Annotated in this window: 23 protein-coding genes; 11 read left to right on the forward strand and 12 right to left on the reverse strand. The window is 72.2% G+C overall.

The genetic code is table 11. The annotated features are described in order from the left end of the window. Positions 1-41: 41 nt before the first annotated feature. Positions 42-1,526, forward strand: coding sequence for a M1 family metallopeptidase (locus tag ACIBA9_RS18465; protein ID WP_399364171.1), 1,485 nt, complete (start codon positions 42-44; stop codon positions 1,524-1,526). A gap of 51 nt (positions 1,527-1,577) precedes the next feature. Here ACIBA9_RS18465 and ACIBA9_RS18470 read toward each other — a convergent pair whose 3' ends face one another. After that, positions 1,578-2,486, reverse strand: a complete 909-nt coding sequence (locus tag ACIBA9_RS18470) for a PfkB family carbohydrate kinase (protein WP_399364173.1) — start codon at positions 2,484-2,486, stop codon at positions 1,578-1,580. 158 nt (positions 2,487-2,644) lie between these two features. Next, positions 2,645-4,114: an amino acid permease gene (locus tag ACIBA9_RS18475; RefSeq protein ID WP_399364175.1), complete on the reverse strand. Its 1,470-nt coding sequence runs from the start codon at positions 4,112-4,114 to the stop codon at positions 2,645-2,647. A gap of 232 nt (positions 4,115-4,346) precedes the next feature. On the opposite strand from ACIBA9_RS18475, the gene ACIBA9_RS18480 reads away from it, so the two are divergent. Next, positions 4,347-5,054, forward strand: a complete 708-nt coding sequence (locus tag ACIBA9_RS18480; RefSeq protein WP_362162728.1) for a MerR family transcriptional regulator — start codon at positions 4,347-4,349, stop codon at positions 5,052-5,054. Here ACIBA9_RS18480 and ACIBA9_RS18485 read toward each other — a convergent pair. Genes ACIBA9_RS18485 through ACIBA9_RS18495 form a run of 3 tightly spaced genes read right to left on the reverse strand, consistent with a single transcriptional unit; the run spans position 5,040 to position 9,709 of the window. Beyond that, complete coding sequence (locus tag ACIBA9_RS18485) at positions 5,040-7,250, reverse strand: 3-hydroxyacyl-CoA dehydrogenase NAD-binding domain-containing protein (RefSeq protein WP_399364177.1); 2,211 nt, start codon at positions 7,248-7,250, stop codon at positions 5,040-5,042. The genes ACIBA9_RS18480 and ACIBA9_RS18485 overlap by 15 nt on opposite strands. A gap of 41 nt (positions 7,251-7,291) precedes the next feature. Further along, entirely contained in the window at positions 7,292-8,506 is a 1,215-nt protein-coding gene (locus ACIBA9_RS18490; protein WP_362162724.1) for an acetyl-CoA C-acetyltransferase, read from the reverse strand. Between the two features lie 42 nt (positions 8,507-8,548). Next, positions 8,549-9,709: a CaiB/BaiF CoA transferase family protein gene (locus ACIBA9_RS18495; RefSeq protein ID WP_399364179.1), complete on the reverse strand. Its 1,161-nt coding sequence runs from the start codon at positions 9,707-9,709 to the stop codon at positions 8,549-8,551. A gap of 331 nt (positions 9,710-10,040) precedes the next feature. On the opposite strand from ACIBA9_RS18495, the gene ACIBA9_RS18500 reads away from it, so the two are divergent. Continuing rightward, positions 10,041-11,219: a saccharopine dehydrogenase family protein gene (locus tag ACIBA9_RS18500; RefSeq protein ID WP_399364181.1), complete on the forward strand. Its 1,179-nt coding sequence runs from the start codon at positions 10,041-10,043 to the stop codon at positions 11,217-11,219. A gap of 86 nt (positions 11,220-11,305) precedes the next feature. Next, positions 11,306-11,494, forward strand: a complete 189-nt coding sequence (locus ACIBA9_RS18505; RefSeq protein ID WP_399364183.1) for a hypothetical protein — start codon at positions 11,306-11,308, stop codon at positions 11,492-11,494. Here ACIBA9_RS18505 and ACIBA9_RS18510 read toward each other — a convergent pair. Continuing rightward, entirely contained in the window at positions 11,458-12,198 is a 741-nt protein-coding gene (locus tag ACIBA9_RS18510; protein ID WP_399364185.1) for an endonuclease V, read from the reverse strand. The two genes, ACIBA9_RS18505 and ACIBA9_RS18510, sit on opposite strands and share 37 nt — an antisense overlap. A 60-nt stretch (positions 12,199-12,258) precedes the next feature. On the opposite strand from ACIBA9_RS18510, the gene ACIBA9_RS18515 reads away from it, so the two are divergent. Then, positions 12,259-12,555 carry a YciI family protein gene (locus ACIBA9_RS18515; protein WP_399364187.1) on the forward strand — a complete coding sequence of 99 codons (297 nt, stop codon included), beginning with the start codon at positions 12,259-12,261 and terminating at the stop codon, positions 12,553-12,555. A gap of 22 nt (positions 12,556-12,577) precedes the next feature. On the opposite strand, the gene ACIBA9_RS18520 is transcribed toward ACIBA9_RS18515, so the two are convergent. Both ACIBA9_RS18520 and ACIBA9_RS18525 read right to left on the reverse strand, forming a co-directional pair. Then, entirely contained in the window at positions 12,578-12,913 is a 336-nt protein-coding gene (locus ACIBA9_RS18520; protein ID WP_399364189.1) for a plasmid stabilization protein, read from the reverse strand. A 148-nt stretch (positions 12,914-13,061) separates the two neighbouring features. Further along, a complete protein-coding gene (locus ACIBA9_RS18525; protein ID WP_399364191.1) occupies positions 13,062-14,180 on the reverse strand; it encodes a WD40/YVTN/BNR-like repeat-containing protein in 1,119 nt (372 codons plus the stop codon). A 216-nt stretch (positions 14,181-14,396) separates the two neighbouring features. Here ACIBA9_RS18525 and ACIBA9_RS18530 point away from each other — a divergent pair, with 216 nt between their 5' ends. The 4 genes from ACIBA9_RS18530 to ACIBA9_RS18545 all read left to right on the forward strand — a co-directional run bounded on the left by ACIBA9_RS18530 (position 14,397) and on the right by ACIBA9_RS18545 (position 18,872). Then, positions 14,397-14,813 (forward strand): SsgA family sporulation/cell division regulator, encoded by a 417-nt coding sequence (locus ACIBA9_RS18530; RefSeq protein ID WP_362162710.1) that lies wholly within the window; start codon positions 14,397-14,399, stop codon positions 14,811-14,813. A gap of 287 nt (positions 14,814-15,100) precedes the next feature. After that, on the forward strand, positions 15,101-16,744 hold the full coding sequence (locus ACIBA9_RS18535; RefSeq protein WP_399364193.1) for an ABC-F family ATP-binding cassette domain-containing protein: 1,644 nt from the start codon (positions 15,101-15,103) through the stop codon (positions 16,742-16,744). A 141-nt stretch (positions 16,745-16,885) separates the two neighbouring features. Then, positions 16,886-17,662: a dimethylargininase gene (gene ddaH / locus ACIBA9_RS18540; RefSeq protein ID WP_399364195.1), complete on the forward strand. Its 777-nt coding sequence runs from the start codon at positions 16,886-16,888 to the stop codon at positions 17,660-17,662. Positions 17,663-17,897: 235 nt separating this feature from the next. Then, complete coding sequence (locus ACIBA9_RS18545) at positions 17,898-18,872, forward strand: acyl-ACP desaturase (protein WP_399364197.1); 975 nt, start codon at positions 17,898-17,900, stop codon at positions 18,870-18,872. A gap of 31 nt (positions 18,873-18,903) precedes the next feature. Here ACIBA9_RS18545 and ACIBA9_RS18550 read toward each other — a convergent pair whose 3' ends face one another. Then, on the reverse strand, positions 18,904-19,149 hold the full coding sequence (locus tag ACIBA9_RS18550; protein WP_362162702.1) for a WhiB family transcriptional regulator: 246 nt from the start codon (positions 19,147-19,149) through the stop codon (positions 18,904-18,906). Between the two features lie 225 nt (positions 19,150-19,374). On the opposite strand from ACIBA9_RS18550, the gene ACIBA9_RS18555 reads away from it, so the two are divergent. Then, a complete protein-coding gene (locus tag ACIBA9_RS18555) occupies positions 19,375-20,157 on the forward strand; it encodes a VOC family protein (RefSeq protein WP_399364200.1) in 783 nt (260 codons plus the stop codon). A 29-nt stretch (positions 20,158-20,186) separates the two neighbouring features. On the opposite strand, the gene ACIBA9_RS18560 is transcribed toward ACIBA9_RS18555, so the two are convergent. Then, positions 20,187-21,224, reverse strand: a complete 1,038-nt coding sequence (locus ACIBA9_RS18560) for a LacI family DNA-binding transcriptional regulator (RefSeq protein WP_399364202.1) — start codon at positions 21,222-21,224, stop codon at positions 20,187-20,189. A gap of 169 nt (positions 21,225-21,393) precedes the next feature. Then, the gene (gene ligD, locus ACIBA9_RS18565; RefSeq protein ID WP_362162697.1) at positions 21,394-22,413 is read right to left on the reverse strand and encodes a non-homologous end-joining DNA ligase; all 1,020 of its coding nucleotides are present in this window, start codon (positions 22,411-22,413) and stop codon (positions 21,394-21,396) included. Between the two features lie 73 nt (positions 22,414-22,486). On the opposite strand from ligD, the gene ACIBA9_RS18570 reads away from it, so the two are divergent. Then, positions 22,487-23,566 (forward strand): ATP-dependent DNA ligase, encoded by a 1,080-nt coding sequence (locus tag ACIBA9_RS18570; RefSeq protein ID WP_399364204.1) that lies wholly within the window; start codon positions 22,487-22,489, stop codon positions 23,564-23,566. 68 nt (positions 23,567-23,634) lie between these two features. Here the strand turns inward: ACIBA9_RS18570 and ACIBA9_RS18575 are convergent, their stop codons facing one another. Continuing rightward, positions 23,635-24,825 carry a zinc-dependent alcohol dehydrogenase gene (locus ACIBA9_RS18575; RefSeq protein WP_399364206.1) on the reverse strand — a complete coding sequence of 397 codons (1,191 nt, stop codon included), beginning with the start codon at positions 24,823-24,825 and terminating at the stop codon, positions 23,635-23,637. Positions 24,826-24,951 lie beyond the last annotated feature (126 nt).

Raw genomic sequence — 24,951 nt, forward strand, 5'->3', positions numbered from 1 at the left:
GGCTCCGAACAGACTTCCTGTCCCGACGACTTGGAGCTGACGTGCACCGCAGAATCATCGCGCCGGGGGCACTCGCGGCGGCCTCCCTCCTGCTGGCGATCCCGGCATCGGCCGCGAGCTACTCCCCGGGCGCGCCGGGAATCGGCGACCCCTACTACCCGTACTACGGCAACGGCGGCTACGACGTCTCGCACTACGACCTGAGGCTGCAGTACCAGCCGAAGACGGACGAGTTGCAGGGCACGGCGACGATCCTGGCGACGGCCACCCAGGACCTGTCCAGCTTCGACCTGGACTTCCTGCTGGACGTCGGCGAGGTGCGGGTCGACGGCGCCAAGGCGGCGTTCACCACGTCCGGCCAGCACGAACTGGTCGTCACCCCGAAGAAGCCGATCGCGAAGGGCACCTCGGTGACGGTGGTCGTCCGCTACAGCGGGGTGCCGTCGACGAAGAGCGCGTACGGCTTCACCACCTGGCATCGCACGCCGGACGGCGCGATCGCGGCCGACGAGCCCGAGTCCGCCTGGTGGTGGTACCCGAGCAACGACCATCCGAGCGACAAGGCGACCTACGACGTGTCCGTGGCCGTGCCGGACGGCACCCAGGCCATCTCCAACGGCACCCTGCGGTCCACCAGCTCCAAGCTCGGCTGGACCCGCTACAACTGGCGGCAGGACAAGCCCCAGGCGACCTATCTGACCACGCTCGCCGTGGGCCGGTTCGACATCACCACCGGCACCTCCGAGGGGGGTGTGCCCGTCGTCAACGCCTACAGCAAGGATCTCGGCGAGAACGACGGCGCCGCACGGGCGAGCGTGGAGCGCACCGGTGAACTGGTGGACTGGCTGAGCGGCTACTTCGGGCCGTATCCGTTCGGCTCGGCCGGCGGGTATGTGCCGAACACCACCACCGGGTACGCGCTGGAGACCCAGACCCGGATCTACTACAGCCCCAAGCAGTTCGCGAGCGGCTCCAACACCTCGGTGGTCGTGCACGAGCTGGCCCACCAGTGGTACGGCGACGACGTGTCGCTGAAGCGCTGGAAGGACATCTGGATCAACGAGGGCTTCGCGCGGTACGCGCAGTGGCTGTGGTCCGAGCACGAGGGCGAGGGCACCGCCCAGGAACTCGCCGACTACGTCTACGCCTCGCATCCGGCCGACGACCCGTTCTGGACCGTCGCGCCCGGAGACCCCGGGGCGGACGGCCAGTTCGACGCCGCGGTGTACGACCGGGGCGCGGCCGCCATCCAGGCGCTGCGCGACGAGATCGGCGACGACGCGTTCTTCGCCGTGCTGAAGGGCTGGCCGCGGGAGCACGCGTACGGCAACGCCTCGGTGGCCGACTTCCAGCGGTACGCGGAGCAGGTGTCCGGCAAGCCGCTGGCCGCGCTGTTCGACACCTGGCTGTTCCAGCCGTCGAAGCCGACCGCGGCGGCCGCCCGGTCCCTGGTGAAGTCGGTCGAGGTCGCGCGGCCGAAGTCGTGGAAGAAGATCGAGGCCACGAACGACGTCCACGGGGACTGATCGGGCGGCCACCGGCTGCGAGCCGGCCTCCGGGACGGCCCGGCCGGCCGTTCACCGGGGCGCCGCGGCCGACCGCTCCAGGAGATCGTCCCGGCCTATCGCCTCCGCGCGGGAGGCCGGGACGGTGCACGCGTGGGCGCCCGCGACCGCGCCGTAGCGGGCGCAGGTCCCGGGCGGCTCACCGCCCAGCCACCCGTACAGGAACGCGGCGGCGAAGGCGTCGCCCGCGCCGTTGGAGTCGACCACCGGCGCGGGTGGGGCGACCGCCGGTGTCCGGGTCAGCTCGCCGCCGACCAGCAGATGCGCTCCCCGGGCTCCGTCCGTGGCGACGACCGCCTCGGCGCGGCCGCGTGCGGCGATGCGCCGCATGGTCCGCTCGGGGTCGGTCAGGGCCGCGGCCGACAGGAAGACGATGTCGGCCGCGTACGCGAACGGCTCGTGGTAGGGGTTCTCGCCGTCCCAGTCGTGCAGGTCGGTGGAGAGCGGCACACCCGTCTCGCGCAGGACCGGCAGGGCGTGGGAGCAGGGCTGGGTGATGGTCACGTGTACGTGCCGGGCGGCGCCGGCCAGGGCGCGCAGGGTGTCCTCGGGGAAGCGGTCGTCGGGGTGGGCGCGGCTGCTGTCGTACAGGGAGAGCCGGCGGCCGTCCGGGCCGACGAGGTTGACCGCGCGCCTGGTGCCGGCGGGCTGCGGCAGCGCGGTGAGCGCGACGCCGTGCTCGCGGTGCAGGGCGCGCACGAGGTCGCCCTCGGGGTCGTCGCCGAGCAGGTCGAGATGGTGGGTGTCCAGGCCGAGCGCGGTCAGGCCCAGGGCGACGAAGTCGCCGGTCTGCCCGGCCCGGGTGCGGATCCCGGAGTCGATCATGTAGCTGTCGGCGTACGGCAGGGGCAGTTCGGGGACCTTGATGATCGTGTCCACGCCCGCTCCGCCCAGCACCAGGACATCGATCCGCCCGGTCATCCGCCCTCCCCTGTGCCCACGGCTCCCCGCTTCACCGGTCCCACCGGCGGCCACCGCCGCCCACGCGGCGGTGGCGCCACCCCGGACGCGGTCGGTCCCGGGATGACGCCACCGTAGGCGATGCCACCGACAGTGGCCGCGTGTTTTCCTTCCGGCCGCTACCCGGCGAGCCCGGAGGGCTCGCGCTCGGCGTTCCGCGTCACCCGGCGGCGCACGCCGAACCAGCCGGCGACCAGCATGACGGCGATGACCGGGATGAGCAGCAGGGTCTTGCGGCCGACCTCGGGGTCGTTCCACATCATGCCCAGGCAGACCATGAGGAAGGCGATCGTGGCGATCTCGGTGACCGGGCTGAACTTCAGCTGGAAGTGCGGCCGGGTCACCAGGCCCTCGCGGGCACGGCGGACGAAGACCAGGTGGCAGACCATGATGATCACCCAGGTGCTGATGATGCCGAGGGAGGCGACGTTCAGCACGATCTCGAAGGCCTGGCTCGGCACCAGGTAGTTCAGGCCGACACCGAGCACGCAGACCGCGCAGGTCAGCAGGATGCCGCCGTAGGGGACCTGGCTGCGGTTCATACGGCCGGTGAACTTCGGCGCGGAGCCGGCCATGGCCATGGAGCGCAGGATGCGGCCGGTGGAGTACAGGCCGGAGTTGAGCGAGGACATGGCGGCGGTCAGCACCACCAGGTTCATCACGTCGCCGGCCGCCGGGATGCCGATCTTCGACAGGACCGTGACGAACGGGCTCTGGTCGGCGGAGTACACCGCGCCGGGCAGCAGCAGGGCGAGCAGCACGACGGAGCCGACGTAGAACACGCCGACGCGCCACATGATCGAGTTCACCGCGCGCGGGACGACCTTCTCCGGCTCGGCGGTCTCGCCGGCGGCCACGCCGACCAGCTCCAGGGCGGCGTACGCGAAGATCACGCCCTGCATGACGAGGACGACCGGCATCATGCCGTGCGGGAAGAAACCGCCGTGATCGCTGATCACGCTCAGGCCGGGCTTGGTGCCGTCGACGTGATGCTGGGTGGCGAGGAGGAAGATGCCGATGAGCATGAAGCTCACCAGGGTGGCGACCTTGATGATCGCGAACCAGAACTCCATCTCGCCGAAGATCTTCACCGAGATCAGGTTCACGGCGAGGACCACCGCGAGGGCGATCAGCGCCAGCACCCACTGCGGGATGGAGGTGAACATGCTCCAGTAGTGCGTGTACAGCGCGATCGCGGTGATGTCGGCGATGCCCGTGGTCGACCAGTTCAGGAAGTACATCCACCCGGCGACGTAGGCGCCCTTCTCGCCGAGGAACTCGCGCGCGTAGCTCACGAAGGAGCCGGACGAGGGCCGGTACAGGACCAGCTCGCCGAGGGCGCGGACGACGAAGAAGGCGAAGACGCCGCAGACCAGGTAGGCCAGGGCGAGCGCCGGGCCCGCGTTGTGCAGGCGGCCGCCGGCGCCCAGGAAGAGGCCGGTGCCGATGGCGCCGCCGATGGCGATCATGTTGACGTGGCGGGCCTTGAGGTCCTTGCTGTAGCCGGCGTCGCCCGCGTCGGCGGGCGTGCGCGCCACCTCGGGTCGGTCGGTGGCCTGTGCCGAGTCAACGGCTTCCTTGGTGCTCACGGGTGGTCCACTTCCTGGTGCGCCCAGGCCTCGTGGGCCCGGGATCCGTGCAGGTCTTGGCCCGCACCACCCTTGGTGTTTCGCGGTACAGACCAAGGCAGCAGTTTCCCAAGAGTTCGCCGGTTATGCGGTGGCCCACGTCACACAGCGTTACTTCTCACACGGTCCGTGCGGAACGCACACGAGATCCACGAGGTTTCACAGCATTGGTGGGACAGCGATACTGCTGCACATGACGACCGACGCCGGGCAGCCGCCCCTCACCATCGACGAGCTGGCCGCCCGGGCGGGTGTCACGGTCCGCACGGTCCGCTTCTACGGCAGCAAGGGCCTGCTGCCGCCCCCGGAGATCGGCCCGCGCCGGGTGGGGCACTACGGGCCCGGGCACGTGGCGCGGCTGGCGCTGATCGAGGAGTTGCGGCGGCAGGGCATGACCCTGGCGGCGATCGAGCGGTATCTGCGGCAGCTGCCGCCGGATCTCACCCCGGACGACCTGGCCATCCATCGCGCCGTCGTCGCGTCCTGGGCGCCGGAGGCGGTGGAGACGGTCTCGCGCGGGGAACTCGACCGGCGGGCGGGGCGGCCCCTGAGCGACGAGGACGTGGAGCGGCTGACGGCGATGAACGTCGTCGTACCGCAGGCGGGTGACGCGTTCCGGATGGACGCCGGGCTGCTCCGGCTCGGCGTCCAGCTGCTGGACGTGGCGCTGTCACAGGAGGCGATCCTCGCGGCGCGCAAGGTGCTCGTCGAGCACTCGCGCGCCGCGGCTCACGAGCTGTCCCAGCTCTTCCGCGGCGAGGTGGCGGAGCGTGACGCCCGGGATGTGAGGTCCCTGTCGGCACATATGCACCCCTTGGTGGTGCAGGCTCTGCTGACCACCTTCCAGCGCTCGCTGCGGGAAGAGCTGAGCGGGTGGCTCAGCGACTCAGGAACGGGCTGAGTCGCTGAACGGCTCCCCCTTGCCCCCCTGCTCCCCCGTATTCGTCTTCTCCGCCTTGGCCACGAGCAGCGCGGGCGGGGTGAAGCGGTCCCCGTAGCGCTCGGCGAGTTCCCGCGCGCGGGCCACGAATCCGGGCAGGCCGCCCTCGTAGCCGTTGATGTACTGGAGCACGCCGCCGGTCCAGCCGGGGAAGCCGATGCCGAGGATCGAGCCGATGTTGGCGTCGGCGACCGAGGTCAGCACGCCCTCCTCCAGCAGGCGCACGGTGTCGAGCGCCTCGGCGAAGAGCATCCGCTCCTGCATGTCGCGGAACGGGATCCGGTGCCCCTCGCGGGTGAAGTGCTCGCGCAGTCCGGGCCACAGGCCGGCCCGCTTGCCGTCCTCCGTGTAGTCGTAGAAGCCGGCGCCGCCGCTGCGGCCGGTGCGGCCGAACTCGTCGACCATGCGGTCGATGACGGCCTCCGCCGGGTGCGCGACCCAGGTGCCGCCCGCCTCCTCCACGGACCGCCGGGTCTCATGCCGGATCTTGCGCGGCAGGGTGAGCGTCAGCTCGTCCATCAGGGAGAGCACCTTGGCCGGGTAGCCGGCCTGGGCCGCGGCCTGCTCGACGGAGGCGGGCTCGATGCCCTCGCCGACCATGGCGACGCCCTCGTTGATGAAATGGCCGATCACCCGGGAGGTGAAGAAGCCCCGCGAGTCGTTGACAACGATCGGCGTCTTGTTGATCTGCCGGACCAGGTCGAAGGCCCGGGCGAGGGCCTCGTCGCCGGTGCGCTCGCCCTTGATGATCTCCACCAGCGGCATCTTGTCGACGGGTGAAAAGAAGTGCAGCCCGATGAAGTCGGCCTGGCGCTCCACGCCCTCGGCGAGTGTGGTGATGGGCAGGGTGGAGGTGTTGGAGCACAGCAGCGCGTCCGGGGCGACCACCGACTCGATCTCCTGGAACACCTTGTGTTTGAGGGAGGTGTCCTCGAAGACGGCCTCGATGACCGCGTCGCAGCCCGCAAGGTCGGCCGCCTCGGCGGTGGGCGTGATGCGGGCGAGCAGCGCGTCGGCCTTGTCCTGGCTGGTGCGGCCCTTGGCGACGGCCTTGGCGCACAGCTTCTCGGAGTACGCCTTGCCCTTGAGGGCCGACTCCAGGGAGACGTCCTTGAGGACGACGTCGAGCCCCGCGCGGGCGCACGAGTACGCGATGCCGGCGCCCATCATGCCGGCGCCGAGGACCGCGACCTTGCGGACCTTGCGCGGCTCGATGCCCTGGGGGCGGTTGGCCCCGGAGTTGACCGCCTGCAGGTCGAAGAAGAAGGCCTGGATCATGTTCTTCGAGGTCTGCCCGGCGGCCAGCTCCACGAAGTAGCGGGCCTCGATGACCTGGGCGGTCTCGAAGTCGACCTGGGACCCCTCGACGGCCGCGGCCAGGATGTTGCGCGGCGCGGGGTAGGGCGCGCCACCGGTCTGCTTGCGCAGGGAGGCCGGGAAGGCGGGCAGGTTGGCGGCGAACTTCGGGTTGGCCGGGGTGCCGCCGGGGATGCGGTAGCCGGGCTCGTCCCAGGGCTGCCGGGACTCGGGGTGGGCGTCGATGAAGGCACGGGCCTTGGCGAGCAGTTCCTCCTGGGTGGCGGCGACCTCGTGCACGAGGCCGTTCTCCCGGGCGCGGCGCGCGTTGTACTGCTGCCCCTGGAGCAGCACCTTCAACAGCGCGTCCGCGATGCCCAGCAGCCGTACCGTACGGACGACTCCACCGCCGCCGGGGAGCAGTCCGAGGGTGACCTCGGGGCAGCCGATCTTCGTGCCGGCCGTGTCCAGGGCGACCCGGTGGTGACAGGCCAGGGCCAGCTCGAATCCGCCGCCGAGGGCCGCGCCGTTGATCGCGGCGACGACCGGCTTGCCGAGGGTCTCGATGCGGCGCAGGTTCCGCTTGATGGCGAGACCGCCGTCGAACAGTTCCCGGGCGGTCTCGGGGGTGACCCGGATCAGGTCGCGCAGGTCGCCGCCGGCGAAGAAGGTCTTCTTCGCGGAGGTGAGGATGACGCCGCGCACGGAGTCCCGCTCGGCCTCCAGCCGGTCGGTGATCGCGGCGAGGGAGTCGCGGAACGCCTGGTTCATGGTGTTCGCGGACTGGTTCGGGTCGTCCAGGACGAGGGTGACGACACCGGTGTCGTCCTGTTCCCAGCGGATGGTGGTGCTCTCGGTCATGACAGTCGTCTCCGTTGAAGTCGCTTGGTCCCGCTGGGGGTTCAGATGCGCTCGATGATCGTGGCGATGCCCATGCCGCCGCCCACGCAGAGTGTGGCGAGGCCGTAGCGCTTGTCCTGGCGCTCGAGTTCGTCGACGAGCGTGCCGAGGATCATGGCGCCGGTCGCGCCGAGCGGGTGCCCGAGGGCGATGGCACCGCCGTTGACGTTGACCTTGTCCAGGGACAGGCCCATGTCCCTCACGAAGCGGAGCACGACCGCGGCGAACGCCTCGTTGATCTCGACCAGGTCGATGTCGTCGATGGTGAGGCCGGCCTTGGCGAGGGCCTTGCGGGTGGCGGGGGCGGGGCCGGTGAGCATGATGGTCGGCTCGGATCCGGAGACGGCCGCGGAGAGGATGCGCGCGCGGGGGGTGAGGCCGTAGCGCTCGCCGACCTCCTTGGAGCCGATCGCGACGAGAGAGGCGCCGTCCACGATGCCGGAGGAGTTGCCCGCGTGGTGGACGTGGTCGATGCGCTCCACCCAGTGGTACTTCTGGAGCGCCACGGCGTCGAAGCCGCCCAGTTCGCCGATGTCCGCGAACGACGGCTTGAGCTTCGCGAGGGAGTCGGCGGTGGTGCCGGGGCGCGGGTGCTCGTCGTGGTCGAGGACGACCAGGCCGGCGCGGTCCTTGACGGGGACCACCGAGCGTTCGAAGCGGCCCTCCTTCATGGCGTTGGCGGCGCGCTCCTGGGACAGGGCCGCGTACTCGTCGACGTCGCGGCGGGAGAAGCCCTCGATGGTGGCGATGAGGTCGGCGCCGATGCCCTGCGGCACGAAGTTGACGTCGAGGTTGGTCATCGGGTCGTTGAACCAGGCGCCGCCGTCGGAGGCCATCGGGACGCGGGACATGGACTCGACGCCGCCCGCGAGGACCAGGTCCTCCCAGCCCGAGCGGACCTTGGCCGCTGCCAGGTTGACGGCCTCCAGACCGGAGGCACAGAAGCGGTTCTCCTGCACGCCCGCGACCGTGTCCGGCAGTCCGGCGGCGATCGCGGCGATCCTGGCGATGTCGGAGCCCTGGTCGCCGACCGGCCCGACGACGCCGAGCACGATGTCGTCGATGGCAGCCGGGTCGAGGCCCGGGAAGCGGTCGCGGATCTCGTGGATGAGGCCGACGACGAGGTCGATGGGCTTGGTGCCGTGCAGGGCGCCGCTGGCCTTGCCGCGGCCGCGCGGGGTGCGGATCGCGTCGTAGACGTACGCTTCGGTGCTCACTGGTGTGCCTTTCGGGAGGGTGGGCCGAGCGGGTGGGCCGGGTCAGTCGCGGTCGGCGACGGGGTCGTCGTTCACCCGGTCCGGTATGCCCCAGTCCCGCGCCACCGCCTCGGTGTCGGCGCCGGGCCGGGCCGGGCCGGTGCGGACGGCGGTCGGGGTGGCGGAGAAGCGGGGGGCGGGGGCCGGCTGGGTGATTCCGGCGTGGTCGGTGAAGGTGCCGCGGGCGGCCAGGTGCGGGTGGTGCGGGGCCTCGCGCAGGGACAGCACGGGGGCCACGCACGCGTCGGAGCCCTCGAAGACGGCCGTCCACTCGGCGCGGGTGCGGGACTTGAAGCGGGCGGCGACGCGTTCGCGCACTTCGCCCCAGCGGGTGCGGTCCCCCCGGGCCGGGGCGAGGTCGTCCAGGCCGAGCAGGCGCAGGAACTCCTCGTAGAACTGCCGTTCCAGGGCGCCGACCGCCATGTATCCGCCGTCGGCGGTCTCGTAGGTGCCGTAGTAGGGGCAGCCGCCGTCGAAGAGGTTGGCACCGCGCCGGTCCTGCCAGCCGCCCGCGGCGAGCATGCCGTGGATCATCGCGGACAGATGGGCGGTGCCGTCGACGATGGCGGCGTCGACGACCTGCCCGGTGCCGGTCGCGCGCGCGTGGTGCAGGGCCGCGAGGACGCCGACGACCAGGTAGAGGGAGCCGCCCGCGTAGTCGCCGAGCAGGTTGGCGGGGACGGCCGGGGGCTCGTCCGGGCGGCCGATCATGCCGAGTGTGCCGGTGAGCGCGATGTACGCCACGTCGTGGCCGGCGCGGGGCGCGAGCGGGCCGTCCTGGCCCCAGCCGGTTATGCGGCCATAGACCAGACGGGGGTTGCGGGCGTGGCACTCCTCGGGTCCGACGCCGAGCCGCTCGGCGACGCCGGGGCGGTTGCCCTCGATCAGGATGTCGGCCCGCTCGACGAGGTCCAGGACGCGGGCGGGGCCGTACGGTGCCTTCAGGTCGATCACGACCGAGCGCTTGTTGCGGTTGGTGACGTCGTAGGCGGGATCGATCGCCAGCCCCGGGCCGCCCGGCCGGTCCACCCGGACCACGTCGGCGCCCAGGTCGGCCAGGAGCATGGCGGCGAACGGGCCCGGTCCGATGCCGGCGAGCTCCACCACGCGCACACCGTGGAGCGGGCCGGTGCCCGGCGTCGTCGGCGTCTGTGCCGTCGTCATGTCTCCAGCTCCCAGCCTGTGTGACACTACTGATGTAACACCGGTGATGCTAAGAACACGTTCCACCGGACACAAGACCTGAACGAGCAAGCGCTTAGCCAAGTGCCCGGAGTGTGGATGATCACCCGAGTGGGTGAGGGGAGCCCCGTCCGGCGGCTCGGGCGCCGCGCACCGCCGTGGCGGCCGACGCCGAAGCGCGCGCTTTCTCCCGCTTCTCCGGGATGTTCCTCGCTACGGCCACCACTGCCTCCGGGCTGGTCGTCGGGCTCCGCGTTCCTCACGCTAGCCTCGGCCACCGACAGCGGCGCGGGCTCCACGACCAAGGGGTGTCATGAGCAGGCTAAAAACAACGGACCGTCCCTACGACCTCGTGCTCTTCGGCGCGACGGGCTTCGTCGGCACGCTGACGGCGGAGTACCTCGCCGCGCACGCGCCGAGCGGGCTGCGCTGGGCGGTCGCGGGCCGCGACGAGGGCAGGCTGGAGCGGCTGCGCGAGCGCCTGCCCGGCGGCGCGGACATCGGCGTCCTGCGGGCCGACGTGGCCGAACCGGCCTCCCTGCGCGCACTCGCCGAGCACGCGCGCGTGGTGGCCACGACCGTGGGGCCGTACGTGCTCCACGGCGAGGACCTGGTCGCGGCCTGCGCGGACACCGGCGCCGACTATCTGGATCTCACCGGTGAACCGGAGTTCGTGGACCTGATGTACGTCCGGTACGACGCACGCGCGCGTGAGACGGGCGCACGCCTGGTGCACGCGTGCGGCTTCGACTCGGTCCCGCACGATCTGGGTGCCTATTTCACCGTCCGGAACCTGCCGGAGGGCGTACCACTGACGGTGGACGCGTACGTCACCGCCGACGCGGCCTTCTCGGGCGGCACCCTCGCCTCGGCACTGAACCAGGCCGCCCGCGGCCGCCGCATGCTGGCCGCCGCGCGGGAACGCGCCCGGCACGAACCGCGCCTGATGGGACGCAGGGTGAGCGCCCCCGCGGGCGCCCCGCGGTTCGCCGGGGAGGTCGGCGCGTGGGCGCTGCCGCTGCCGACCATCGATCCGCAGATCGTGCGCCGCTCGGCCCAGGCCCTGGAACGCTACGGCCCGGACTTCCGCTACCGCCACTATGCCGCGGTACGCCGTCTGCCGATCGCCCTCGGCTCGGTCGCCGCCCTCGGCGCCGGGGCGGCCGCCGTCCAACTGCCCCCCGTGCGGCGCTGGTTGTCGGACCGGCTCAAGCCAGGTGACGGTCCGAGCGCGGAGAAGCGGGCGAAGAGCTGGTTCACGGTGCGCTTCGTCGGCGAGGGCGGCGGGCGGCGCGTGTTCACCGAGGTGGCGGGTGGCGATCCGGGGTACGACGAGACGGCGAAGATGTTCGCCGAGGCGGCTCTCAGCCTGGCCTTCGACGATCTCCCGCCGACGGCCGGTCAGGTCACCACGGCCCAGGCCATGGGAGACGCCCTGACCGAGCGGTTGCGCGCCGCTGGGATCACCTTCCGGGTGGCGGCGGCCCGCTGACGGTCCGCGCCGGTCCGACGCCCCGCGGCCCATCCGGATGAGACGATGGCGGCCAGGCCCGAGAAGCCCAAGGAGGCGACACAGACGTGAAGTTCGTGCTCGAGGTGACCGTGGACGAGGGTGCGGTGGAACAGGACCGGGTCGGGGAGCTGGAGCGCATCCTGCGGTACTGGGGCGGCAACCTGCGCCACTACGCTCTCGAACCCGGCGACGGTTCGGCCGTCTACGACTCGGCGTATCAGGAGGTCGGCGCCTGGCGCGTCGTCGCATCCTGAGACCCGCCGGCCACAGAGCGCGTCGCCTCCCGCAGCGCCCGGCGGCACAGGGCGTCCGCCCTGCGCGTGGTCTCCGGCAGCCGGTAGCGCGGGGTCAGCGCCAGCGTGTGCGCGACGGCGTTGTACAGGCCCACCCGGTGGCCGACCGAGACGAACACCGGTTTGACGCCGTCCCGGGTGCGCAGCGCGCGCCCGACCTCCTCGTCCCCGGCGAGCAGCGGCGCCCAAGCGCCGCGCGCCGGGGCCGGGTCGGCGTAGGCGAAGGTGAACGGGTTCTTCGCGACGCCGATGGTCGGCAGACCGGTGAGGACGCCCAGGTGGGCGGCGAGCCCGAAGCGGCGCGGATGGGCGAGGCCGTAGCCGTCGCAGACCACCAGGCCGGGCGGGCACGGCAGGGCGTCGAGGGCGGCCCGTACGGTGGGGATCTCGCGGAAGGCGAGGAGTCCGGGCACATAGGGGAACGACACCCGGCCGACGGCCGTCGCCTCGGCGACGACGTCCAGGGTCGCGGCGTCGAGGACGACGGCCGCCGCGGCCACCAGGTCCCGCGCGTCGTCGTAGGCGACGTCGACGCCGGTGACACGGCCCGTCCCGGGCGGCGGTCCCGGCTCGTCCCGCACCACCCGCCCGCGCAGTTCGTCCTGGACGGCGCGGGCCTCTTCCTCGGTCGCGGGCCAGCCCGCCGGTACGCCTACGGTCGTCATGGTGAGCACGACTGTACGGTCCCGCGCACGGATGCCCGAGCCGGGGGTAGGCTCGCGATCATGTTCGTACTGGAGCTGAACTACACCGCCCCGCTCGACGCCGTGGACGCCCTGTTGCCGGATCACGTGGCGTGGCTGGAGGAGCAGTACGACAAGGGTTTCTTTCTGGCGTCCGGGCGCAAGGAGCCCCGCGACGGCGGAGTGATCCTCGCCGTCGCGGGGGACCGTGCCCGCATCGAGGAGATCGTCGCGGGTGACCCGTTCGCCGTCGCCGGCGTCTGCACCTACCGCGTCACGGAGTTCATCGTCACGAAGACGGCACCGGACCTGGCGCGCCACCGGCAGACACTGGGCTGAGGCCCGCGGGCCGCCCGTCCGGTCAGCCCTTCTTGTTCAGCGCGCGCTGCAACTCGTCCTTGTTCATGTGCGAACGGCCTTCGATGCCGCGCTGCCTGGCCTCGTTGTACAACTGGTCGCGGGTCGGGCCCTGCGAGCCGACGCGGTTGCCCGACCGCTGGCCGCCGCGCTTGCTCGACGACATGTCCTGCGTCGAGGTGCGGCTGGCGGTCCTGGACTCGCCGGAGCGTGCGCGTTCCTTGTTGACCGTCCGCGCGGCGATCTCCTTGGCGCGTCCGGCGCTCTCGCCCCGGTCCTGCGCGCTCTCCTTGATGTGCTCGTACTGGCGCTCGCGCTTGGGGCTGGAACCGGCTGGCATGATCGCTCCCTTCCTCGTCCCCCGCTGTCCTATGTGAGGTTGGGAGACGAGTACCCGGCTTCCCGCCGCTTACATCCGCGTCCGTTGTCGCGTCGCTCGACCGCCGGACAGCGGGGCCGCGCGGTCGCCTCGCGCGCTCGCGCCGGGTTCAGCGTTCCAGGCGGGCGACCCTCCCCCGCTCGCCGGCCGCCCAGCAGCTCAGATCGGCGGTGCAGGTGACGGTGTCGTAGGAGCCGGTGTCGATGGTCCGCCAGGTGTGACCGCCGTCGGAGGTGAGGTCGGTGCCGGTGGGTCCGACGGCGAGCGCGGCCGTTCGGCTGTGCGGCAGCCAGGCCGCGCCGGAGCGGTAGGCGGGCGGCGGCGTGGTGGCGGGCCGCCAGGTGCGGCCCCCGTCGGTGGTGACGGCGGCGGCGAGCGGGGAGGGCCGGTCGGAGCGGTAGTCGCCGCCGACGGCGACGCCGTGGGTGCGGTCGCGGAAGGCGAGCGCGAAGACGCCCTTGGCCGGGTCGGCCGCCGGCACGGGTGTCGCCGCGGCCGTCCAGGTCAGTCCGCGGTCGGCCGAGTGCAGCACGCGCGCGTGGGCGCCGCCGCCGGTGGCCAGCCAGACGTCCCTCGGACCGGCGGTGACCAGGCACTGGCCGCTGGCCGCGAACCCCGCCTCGCCGTCCAGGGCGGGCGGCATGCCGTCGGAGGGCAGCACCCGCCAGGAGCGGCCGCCGTCGCCGGTGGACAGGATGCGGAACCTTCCGTCCACGGGGTCGCTCAGGGCGAGGCCGTGGCGGCGGTCGAAGAACGCCAGGCAGTCGTAGAACGCCTTCGGGTCGGGGTTGCGGAAGGACTCCGTCCAGGTCGAGCCGCCGTCGTCGGTGCGGTAGACCCGGGAGTCCTCGCCCTCTCCGATGGCCAGCACCACCGCGCGGCGCGCGTCGAAGGCCTGCACGTCCCGGAACTCGAGCCCCGCGGCCTCCGGCGGAGAGACGTTCCGCCAGGTCGTTCCGCCGTTGGTGGTGCGCAGCACGGTGCCGCCGGTGCCGGCCAGCCAGGCGGTGCGCCGGTTTACGGCCGCGAGCCCCCGGAAGCGGACCTGCGGGGTGCCGGGGTCCTTCGCCTCCCAGTGCGCGTGCGCCGGTCGCGGGGCCCCCTGCGGAAGCGGGCCGGCCTCGGCGGCCGGGACCGTCAGCACGGCGAGTGCCGCCCCGCAGGCCACCCCCGCCGCCGTCAGCCTGCCCGTCCGTCCCCCGCGTCGCGTGCTCCCCAAGCGCCTCATGGCGGGCGAAGCTAGCCGATGGCCGTCGCAGCGTCCAGAGGGCCCCATCCTCCGTCCCTTGCGGCGCGCGGGGAACATCCGTCACTGGCCACGCATGGAGGCGGTGACCGAGGTCACTAGTTGTTCGTGTGCACGCGTCGGCCGATTCCGTCGTCTCTTCCAGTGCCGGGTGGCGCACATCCGGGCGTAGTCCAGCCGTCACGAGGGAGCAAGGCGTTGTCCACCGTCATCGAGCAGCTCGTAGAGGCCCGCCTCGTCGCCGCCGCACCCCGTATGCCGAGCATCCCCGCCACGCTGTGCTACGACCGGCGCGATCCCTTCGCCGTCCGCATGACCTTCCCGGCGCCGGCCACCCTGGAGGGCGTCGAGGTCTGCTGGACCTTCTCCCGGGAGCTGCTGACCGCCGGTCTCCAGGACGCCGAGGGCCAGGGGGACGTCCGGGTACGGCCGTACGGGTACGACCGGACGGTCCTGGAGTTCCACGCGCCCGAGGGCACCGCGGTCGTGCATGTGCGCTCCGGCGAGATACGGCGGTTCCTCGCGGCGACCGGCGAGCTGGTGCCGGTCGGCCACGAGCACCTCCAGCTGGACCTGGACGACGGCCTGGCCGAGCTGATGCGGGACGCCTGCTGAGCGCGAACGCGCGCCTCGGGGGCCGTTAATCGCGTTGACAGGCCGATGGCCCCCTCCTACGGTGTATATCGGTTCTGTTGCCGTCGATTGGAGAAGGACGTTGCTCGTCTGAGGTCTTGAGGCATCGCGTCGCACCGGTGAGGTGTGCGCGGCGTACGACCTCGGCGTCCGAGCCGTCCCCCGGCACAGGCCTTCTCCCGTGGCCTCCCAGTGCCCAGACCTTCGGTTTCCGCCTCGCGGTGTCTCGACACGCGTCCACCCGCACCCGCACCCTTCGCGAGGCACCCATGTCAGCTTCCCTCACCTGCACGTCCCTGTCCTTCGCCTGGCCCGACGGCACCGCCGTCTTCGACGGGCTCGACATCGCCTTCGGCCCCGGCAGGACCGGGCTCGTCGGCGTCAACGGGTCCGGTAAGTCGACCCTGTTGAAGCTGCTGGCCGGCGAACTCGCCCCGGCCGACGGCACGGTCAAGGTCAGCGGCGAGATCGGCTGTCTCCCGCAGAACGTCACCCTCGACACCACGCTCCGCGTCGACGAGGCGCTCGGCATCGCCGGCCGGCGGGCCGCGCTGCACGCCATCGAGTCGGGCGACGTGGCCGAGGAGCACTTCGAGACGCTCGGCGACGACTGGGACGTCGAGGAGCGCGCCCTGGTCACCCTGGGCGAACTCGGCCTCGGCCACATCGGTCTGGACCGTACCGTCGGCGAGGTGTCCGGCGGCGAGTCGGTGCTGCTGCGGCTCGCCGCCCTGCTGCTGCGCCGCCCGGACGTCCTGCTGCTCGACGAACCGACGAACAACCTCGACCTGTACGCGCGCCGCCGGCTGTACCAGGCCGTCGCGTCCTGGCCGGGCGTGCTGGTCGTGGTCAGCCACGACCGGGAACTGCTCGACCTGGTCGACCAGATCGCGGAGCTGCGCTCGGGCGAGGTCACCTGGTACGGCGGCAACTTCTCGGCCTACGAGGCGGCCCTCGCCGTCGAACAGGACGCCGCCGAGCGGATGATGCGTGTGGCCGAGGCCGATCTGCGCAAGCAGAAACGCGAACTGGCCGACGCCCAGGTCAAACTGGCCCGCCGCAAGCGGTACGGACAGAAGATGTACGAACAGAAGCGCGAGCCGAAGATCGTCATGGGGAACCGCAAACGCGCGGCCCAGGAGTCCGCCGGCAAGCACCGCATCCTGCACGAGGAGCGGCTCGCCGAGGCCAGGGAACGACTGGACGAGGCGGCGGAGGCGGTACGGGACGACGACGAGATCCGGGTCGACCTGCCGTACACGGCCGTACCGCCCGGCCGTCAGGTCCTCACCCTGCGGAACCTGACGATGGCCTACGGGGCTCGCGTCGAGGGCGTCGTCGATCTGCGCGGCCCGGAGCGGATCGCGCTGATCGGCCGCAACGGCGCCGGCAAGACGACGCTGCTGCGGACCGTCGCCGGCGAACTGGAGCCGGTGTCGGGCGAGGCGTCGACACACGTCCCGTCGCGGTTCCTGCCCCAGCGGCTGGACGTCCTCGACGACCGTCTGTCGGTGGTCGAGAACGTGGCCCGGTTCGCGCCGGGCGCCACCAACAACCGGATCCGGGCCCGACTGGCCCGCTTCCTGTTCCGGGGGGCGCGTGCCGACCGGACGGCGGCGACGCTCTCCGGCGGCGAGCGCTTCCGGGCGGCCCTGGCCGCGCTGATGCTCGCCGAGCCGGCCCCTCAGCTGCTGCTGCTCGACGAGCCGACCAACAACCTGGATATCGCCAGCGTCCGGCAGCTGACCTCGGCTCTGGAGTCGTACGAGGGCGCGCTGCTCGTGGCCAGTCACGACCTGCCGTTCCTGAAGTCGGTCGGGATCACCCGCTGGCTGCTGATGGAGGAGGGAGAACTGAGGGAGATCGCCCCCGAGGACGCCGAGGGCCCCGAAGACGTCGACTCCCCCGCCTGAGGGGGCCGGGGCCGACGTATCGAGCGGGCCACAGCCTGGTCACGGGGGGTTTTGTCCGGGGCCGGGCGCCCTGCATGATGGCGGACCGGTGCCGCACCGCCGGCACCTCGGAACCGTCCCGACCGACACGAAAGGCCCCTCGTGCCCAGCAAGAAGGCCCTCGTCCGCCGCCCCGGCCCCCGCCTCGCCGATGGCCTGGTGACACACATCGAGCGGGAGCGGGTCGACGTCGGGCTCGCCACGGAGCAGTGGGAGGCCTACGTCGAGGCGCTGAACGCGCACGGCTGGGAGACCGTCGAGGTCGAACCGGCCGACGACTGCCCGGACTCGGTGTTCGTCGAGGACACCGTCGTCATGTACCGGAACGTGGCGTTGATCACCCGGCCCGGGGCCGAGTCCCGGCGGGCGGAGACGGCCGGTGTGGAGGAGGCGGTGGCCCGCCTCGGCTGCTCGGTGAACTGGATCTGGGAGCCGGGGACGCTGGAGGGCGGTGACGTCCTCAAGGTGGGCGACACGGTCTACGTCGGCCGGGGCGGGCGGACCAACGCGGCCGGCGTGCAGCAGCTGCGGGCCGCGTTCGAGCCGCTCGGGGCCCGTGTGGTGGCCGTACCGGTGAGCAAGGTGCTGCACCTGAAGTCGGCGGTGACCGCACTGCCGGACGGCACGGTGATCGGGCACATCCCGAAGGTCGACCGGCCCTCGCTGTTCCCGGGCTTCCTGGCGGTGCCGGAGGAGCCCGGCTCGCATGTGGTGGTGCTCGGCGGCGGCAAGCTGTTGATGGCCGCGAGCGCCCCGAAGACCGCGGAGCTGCTGACCGACCTCGGGCACGACGTGGTCACGGTGGACATCGGCGAGTTCGAGAAACTCGAGGGCTGTGTGACCTGTCTCTCGGTGCGTCTGCGGGAGCTGTACGCCTGACCGGGTTCGCGCCTCACCCGGTCAGCCCCGGGACCTGGGGTGCGGGGCCGCTCGGCGTATCCCGGCAACACGCCCCGGACTGGCGAGGGGACACCTGCTGATCAGCGATCTTTACGGCGGTCTTAACCTACGGCTTCGTAACCTACGGATTCGTAGCCTACGATCTCGTAGTCTCCCGGCACCGCTCGCCGGGCCATCTCTCCCTCCCCCCGTTCGGCGTCCCCCTGGAGTTTCCGTGACGATCACTTCCCCTCACCTCGGCAGCCCGTCCGCCTGGACCGACGCGCGGCTGCTGTTCGCGCTGGAGGAAGTGGTCGAGACGGAACTGAACCGGCACCTGAAGGTCGCCAAGGACTGGATGCCCCACGAGTACGTCCCGTGGAGCGACGGACGCAACTTCCCCGGCATCTTCGAGGACGGCGAGGCCTGGGGCAAGGAGCAGTCCAAGGTGACGGAGGTCGGCCGCATCGCCCTCGTGGTCAACCTGCTCACCGAGGACAACCTGCCGAGCTACCACCACGAGATCGCCTCGCTCTTCGGCCGCGACGGCGCCTGGGGCACCTGGGTGCACCGCTGGACGGCCGAGGAGGGCCGGCACGGCATCGTGATGCGCGACTACCTGCTCACCTCGCGCGCGGTGGACCCGGACAAGCTGGAGCAGTTCCGGATGTCGCACATGAGCGAGGGCTTCGAGTCCGACAACCGGCACTCGGTGCTGCACTCGGTCGCCTATGTCGCCTTCCAGGAGCTGGCCACCCGTATCTCGCACCGCAACACCGGCCACCAGTCCGGCGACCCGGTCTGCGACCGCATGCTGGCGCGCATCGCGACCGACGAGAACCTCCACATGGTCTTCTACCGCAACCTGCTGAAGGCCGCCTTCGAACTCGCCCCCGATCTGACCATGCAGGCGGTCCGTGACGTCGTGGTCGACTTCCGTATGCCCGGTCACGGCATCCCCGGCTTCGAGCGGGCCGCCGCGCAGATGGCCATCGGCGAGGTCTACAACCTGCGCATCCACCACGACGACGTCCTGCAGCCGGTGCTGCGCTTCCTGAAGATCGAGGAGATCGACGGCCTCGGACCGCAGGGGTGCAAGGCGCAGGAGGAACTCGGCCTGTACCTGGGCGGCCTGGACGCCGAGGCCGCCAAGTTCGACGAGCGGCTGGCCGCCCGCAAGGCCCGCATGGCGGCGCGCGCCGGCGGCTGACCACCGCGCCGGTCGTCGTAGGGGCGGGAATTCAGCGGGAGACGCGCCGCAGGGCCAGGCGTTCCTTCTCGGACAGTCCGCCCCAGACGCCGAAGCGCTCGTCATTGGCGAGCGCGTAGTCCAGACAGGCCGGGCGCAGCTCGCACATCGCACAGATGCGCTTCGCCTCGCGCACCGAGCTGCCGGGCTCGGGGAAGAAGAAGTCCGGCCCGGTCTGCGCGCACAGGGCCTGCGCCTGCCAGGTGTCGTCGGCCGGGGTGATGGTTTCGAAGTGCATGGCCAGGATCGTGCCGTGGGGCGAAAAACGTTCGATCAACGCGCGGTCAACGCCGTCGCCCCGGGCCCCCGGCCGCCCCGATGATGCTCCCGCGGCACCGGTCCGCGCACGGCGGCGCGCGGGCGCGGCGGGAAAACCGCGGCGCGGTGCTCCGGCGGCGCGTGTCGGTGGGCGGTGCCAGACTCTGCAGTGCAGAGGACGGGACCCCTTGCGAGGAGGGCGAAGATGCTCACCACCCGTTTCGTCGACGGCGCCCCGAACTGGATCGACGTCGGTACGCCCGACATCGACGCCGCCGGCTCCTTCTATGGCTCGCTCTTCGGCTGGCGGTTCCGGTCGGCGGGGCCGGACGCCGGGGGGTACGGGTTCTTCCAGCTGGACGGCAGGACCGTGGCGGGCGCTATGCGGACCGGCCCAGGGCAGGGGCCGCCCGCGTGGACGGTGTACTTCCGCAGCGAGGACGCGCGGGCCACCGCCGAGGCGGCCGAACAGGCGCGGGGGAGCGTGCTCTTTCCGCCCACGGACGTGATGGGCGAGGGCCGCATGGCGGTCCTCGCCGACCGGGCGGGTGTGCCGTTCGGGATCTGGCAGCCCGGGATGACCGAGGGCGTGGACGCGGCGGGCGAACCGGGCGCGCTGCGCTGGGTCGAGCTGTACACCCCGGACGTCGCGGCGGCCGCCGCGTTCTACCACCGGGTGCTCGGCCTGGAGACGTCGGCCGGGCGCCCCGGTGGGACGTACACCTGTGTCAATCCGGCCGGTGCCGGCGAGGACGCCGTGTTCGGCGGCATGGTGCCGCTGGCCGACGCCCCGGACGAGGCGGACGCCTACTGGCTGCCGTACATCGAGGTCGAGGACACCGACGCCGTGGTCGAGCGGGCCCGGCGGCTCGGCGGGACGGTGCGAGCGCCCGCGGTGACCGTGGCGGGTGTGGGGCGCGTGGCGAAGCTCGCGGATCCGAACGGGGCGCGGTTCGCCGTGATCAAGAGCGAGGTGCCGGGGCCCTGAGGGGTGCCTTGAGGACGGTCATGGGTGGGTCAGGCGGAGGACCGGTGTACCAAGTGGGTCGGGAGGATCACCGCCGGGGCCGGTTCCCGGGTGGGGCCGGCCAGTAGCAGACGGGCCATCAGCCGGCCCATCTTCTCAATGTCCTGACGCACCGTCGTCAGCGGTGGGTCGCTCTGCTCGGCGACGGGCACCATGTCGTCGAAGCCGATGACGGCCACGTCCTCGGGCACCCGCCGGCCCCGCTCGCGCAGCACCCGCAGGGCGCCCAGCGCGGTGAGGTCGTTCGCGGCGAACACGGCGTCCACGTCCGGACAGCGCTCCAGCAGCGCACGCATCGCGCGTTCCCCGCCCGCCGGGGTGAAGTCGCTCTCCTCGACCAGCCGGGGATCGCTCTCGCCCGACACCTCCCGCATGACGTCCCGGTACCCGTCGAGCCGGTCCACCGCCGAGGTCTGGTCCAGGGCCCCGGTGATGTGCGCGACGCGCCGGCGGCCGAGGCCCACCAGATGCCGTACGGCCGTACGCGCCCCGCCCCGGTTGTCGCAGTCGACATACACCGCGTCCGTGATCCCCTCGGGGGAGGAGTCGCCCCAGCCGGGCCGCCCGCCGAACACCGTGGGCACACCGGCGGCCCGGATGAGTGCGGGCAGCGGGTCGTCCAGGTGCAGGGAGAAGACGAGCGCGCCGTCGACGTGCCCCCCGGCCAGATAGCGGGCCACGCGCGCGTGGTCGTCGCGGCCCTCGGTGAGCAGCAGGACGAGCTGGTTGTCGTGGGCGGTGAGCTCCTTGCTGATGCCACGCAGCTGGAGCGCGAAGAAGGGGTCGGTGAAGACCCGGGTCTCGGGCTCGGCGATGACGACCGCGACGGCGTCGTGCCGCTTGGTGACGAGGCTGCGCGCCGCCTGGTTGGGGACGTATCCGAGTTCCGCCACGGCCTGGCGGACCCGCTCGGCCAGGGACTCCCGCACCCCGTCCCCGCCGTTGACCACCCGGGACACGGTGGCCCGGGACACGCCGGCTCGCGCGGCCACGGCCTCCAGCGTGGGACGCGACACTGCCTCGGTCACTTCGGGACTCCTCATCGGCGGCTGCGGGCCAGGATATCCGGGAGCCGGACACACCGCCCAAGACCCCGGAACGCGCGTGCGCCACCGGGGCAGGGCCCTTCTTGCGGATCAGGCCGGCCGGGACCGGGGGCGCCGCATGGCCCACCCGGCAAGGCCGGAAAGAGATGCCCTAGGAGGTCGCCTCGCGTCGCGCGCGGCTCGGCTGGACCCGCTTCGGCTCACCGGGCATCTTCGGGTACTCCGGCGGATACGGCAGGTCGCCCATCCCGTGGTCGTGTTCGTCGCGGCGGGCCAGCTCCAGCAGCGCGTCCAGGGAGTAGGCGTGGTCGTCCATGTCCGCGTGTACGTCCCCGAGTTCGGCGAAGCGGGCCGGCATGGTGGCGATGTCGAAGTCGGTCGGGTGCGCGACGCCGACCTCTTCCCAGCGCAGCGGCGCCGAGACGGGGGCGTTCGGCCGGGGGCGTACCGAGTACGCGGAGGCGATGGTGCGGTCGCGAGCCGTCTGATTGTAATCGAGGAAGATGCGGCGCCCGCGTTCCTCCTTCCACCACTTGATGGTCACGTGCTCCGGCATCCGGCGTTCCATCTCCCGGCCGACCGCGATCGCCGCGCGCCGCACCTGGGTGAAGGTCCAGCGCGGTTCGACGGGGACGAAGACGTGCAGGCCCCGGCCGCCGGAGGTCTTGGGCCAGCCGCGCAGACCGCCGAACTCCTCCAGTACGGCGCGTAGTTCATGGGCGGCGCGGACGGCGTCGGCGTAGTCGGTGCCGGGCTGCGGATCGAGGTCGATGCGCAGCTCGTCGGGGTGGTCGACATCGGTGGCGCGCACCGGCCAGGGATGGAAGGTGAGGGTGCCGTACTGCGCCGCCCACACCACCGCGGCCTCTTCGGTCGGGCACATCTCGTCCGCGCTGCGCCCGCTGGGGAAGGTGATGTGCGCGGTGGGGATCCAGTCGGGCATGCCCTTGGGCGCCCGCTTCTGGTAGAACCACTCGCCGCCGACGCCGTCCGGGTAGCGCTCCAGCGTGGTGGGGCGGTCGCGCAGGGCGCGCAGGATGCCGGGCGCGACGGCGGCGTAGTACCGGGCGACGTCCAGCTTGGTGAATCCGCGCTCCGGGAAGAAGACCTTGTCCGGGCTGGACAGCCGTACGGTCCGGCCGCCGACCTCCAGTTCCACCGCATCGCCCATGCGGCAACGGTAGGCGCACCCCGCACGGCTCGCACACCGGGCGGCGGCGGGCCGGGGCGAGCAGAATCGGACCATGGATCTGCCGGTGATGCCGCCCGTGAAGCCCATGCTCGCCAAGTCGGTGGCGGAGATTCCGCCCGGCATGCACTACGAGGCGAAGTGGGACGGATTCCGCTCGATCGTGTTCCGGGACGGGGCCGACATCGAGCTGGGCAGTCGTACGGGCAAGCCGCTGACCAGGTATTTCCCCGAGCTGGTGGCGGCGCTGCGGGAGCGGGTGCCCGAGCGGTGCGTCCTGGACGGGGAGATCGTGATCGCGCGGAACGGCCGGCTGGACTTCGACGCGCTGACCGAGCGCATCCACCCCGCGGCCTCCCGGGTGCGGACGCTGGCCGAGCGGACCCCGGCGTCGTTCGTCGCCTTCGACCTGCTGGCGCTGGACGACCGGCGGCTGGTCGACGTGCCCCTGACCGAGCGGCGGCCGCTGCTGGAGGAGGCTCTCGCCCGGGCGACCCCGCCGGTGCACGTGGCGCCCGCGACCACCGACATCGGTGTGGCCCGGCGGTGGTTCGAGCGGTTCGAGGGCGCCGGGCTCGACGGTGTCGTCGCCAAGCCGCTCACGCTGCGCTACCGGCAGGACGAGCGGGCCATGTTCAAGATCAAGCACGAGCGGACGGCGGACGTCGTCGTGGCCGGGTACCGCCTCCACAAGAGCGGCCCGGTGGTCGGCTCGCTGCTGCTCGGGCTGTACGACGAGCGCGGCGCGCTGCAGCACGTCGGCGTGGCGGCCGCCTTCCCGATGAAACGCCGGGCCGAACTGATCGAGGAACTGGAGCCGCTGCGGATGGACGACGTGACCGGGCACCCGTGGGCGGCCTGGTCGGACGAGGCCGCCCACGAGTCGGCCCGGCTGCCGGGGGCGCCGAGCCGCTGGTCGGGCAAGAAGGACCTGTCCTGGGTGCCGCTGCGGCCCGAGCGGGTGGCCGAGGTGGCCTACGACCACATGGAGAACGGCCAGCGGTTCCGGCACACGGCCCGTTTCCGCCGCTGGCGCCCGGACCGTACGGCGGAGAGCTGCACGTACACCCAGCTGGAGGAGCCGGTGCGCTACGACCTGGCGGAGATCCTCGGCGAGAAGGGCACCGCCGGGTGAGCGCCGGCCCCGCCGGCCTCCCCCGTTCCCCGCTGCCCCGGCTCACGGGCGCGCGGTGACCGCCCGGCTCACGGCTGCATCAGGATCTTCACGGCGCCGTCCTGCTTGCGCTGGAACATCTCGTAGGCGTGCGGCGCCTCGGCGAGCGGCACCCGGTGCGTGGCGAAGTCCTGGACGCCGAGGGGGTCCTCGTCGGTGAGGTAGGGCATGATGTCGTCGCTCCAGCGGCGCACGTTGGCCTGGCCCATGCGCATCTGGATCTGCTTGTCGAACAGGGTGAGCATCGGCAGCGGGTCGGCCATGCCGCCGTAGACACCGCTCAGGGAGATCGTGCCGCCGCGCCGGACCAGGTCGATGGCCATGTGGAGGGCGCCGAGCCGGTCGACGCTGAAGCGTTCCGCGAGGGGCGCGCTGAGCTTGCGGGGCAGGAGCGCGGTGGCCGACTGGGCCAGTTTGGCGGCCGCGCTGCCGTGCGCCTCCGTGCCGACGGCGTCGATCACCGCGTCCGGGCCCCGGCCGCCGGTCTCGTCGCGGATCGCGTTGACCAGCGCCTTCTCGTCGTCGAAGGTCCTGAGGTCGTAGGTCTCCACACCGCGCCGGTTCGCCCGGGCGAGCCGCTCGGGCACCAGATCGACGCCGAAGACCCGCTCGGCGCCGCGTGCCAGCGCGATCCGGCAGGCCATGTCACCGATCGGGCCGAGGCCGAGGACGGCGACGGTCCCGCCGGGCGGCACGGCGGCGTACTCGACGGCCTGCCAGGCGGTGGGCAGCACGTCGGAGAGGTAGACGAAACGGTCGTCCGGCGGCCCTTCGGGCACCTTGATCGGACCGAACTGCGCCTGCGGGACCCGCAGATACTCGGCCTGGCCGCCGGGCACGGCGCCGTACAGCCGGGTGTAGCCGAACAGGGCCGCGCCCATGCCCTCGCCGGTGACCTGGGTGGTCTCGCACTGGGTGGGCAGTCCGGTGCCGCACATGAAGCAGTGCCCGCAGGCGATCTGGAAGGGCACCACGACCCGGTCGCCGGGGCGCAGACCCGTCACCTCGGTGCCGACCTCCTCGACGATGCCCATGGGTTCGTGCCCGAGGATGTCTCCCGGGGTCATGAACGGCGTGAGCACCTCGTACAGGTGCAGGTCGGAGCCGCAGAGACCGGTGGACGTGATGCGGATGACGGCGTCGGTGGGCTCCTCGATCCGCGGGTCGGGCACGTCCTCCACCCGTACGTCCCGCCTGCCCTGCCAGGTCACTGCCTTCATGGCGTCGCGCTCCCTTGCCTCGTCCGCGCGCCGGTTCGCGCAACCGGCGCGCGGTGTCCGCGTGCTGTGTGCGTGGGCGGCCGGGTACCCGTGCGCACGAACGCCGAACCTCGCCCGTGCGGCTGT

The organism is Streptomyces sp. NPDC051452 (genome assembly GCF_044454765.1).
Lineage (GTDB): Bacteria > Actinomycetota > Actinomycetes > Streptomycetales > Streptomycetaceae > Streptomyces.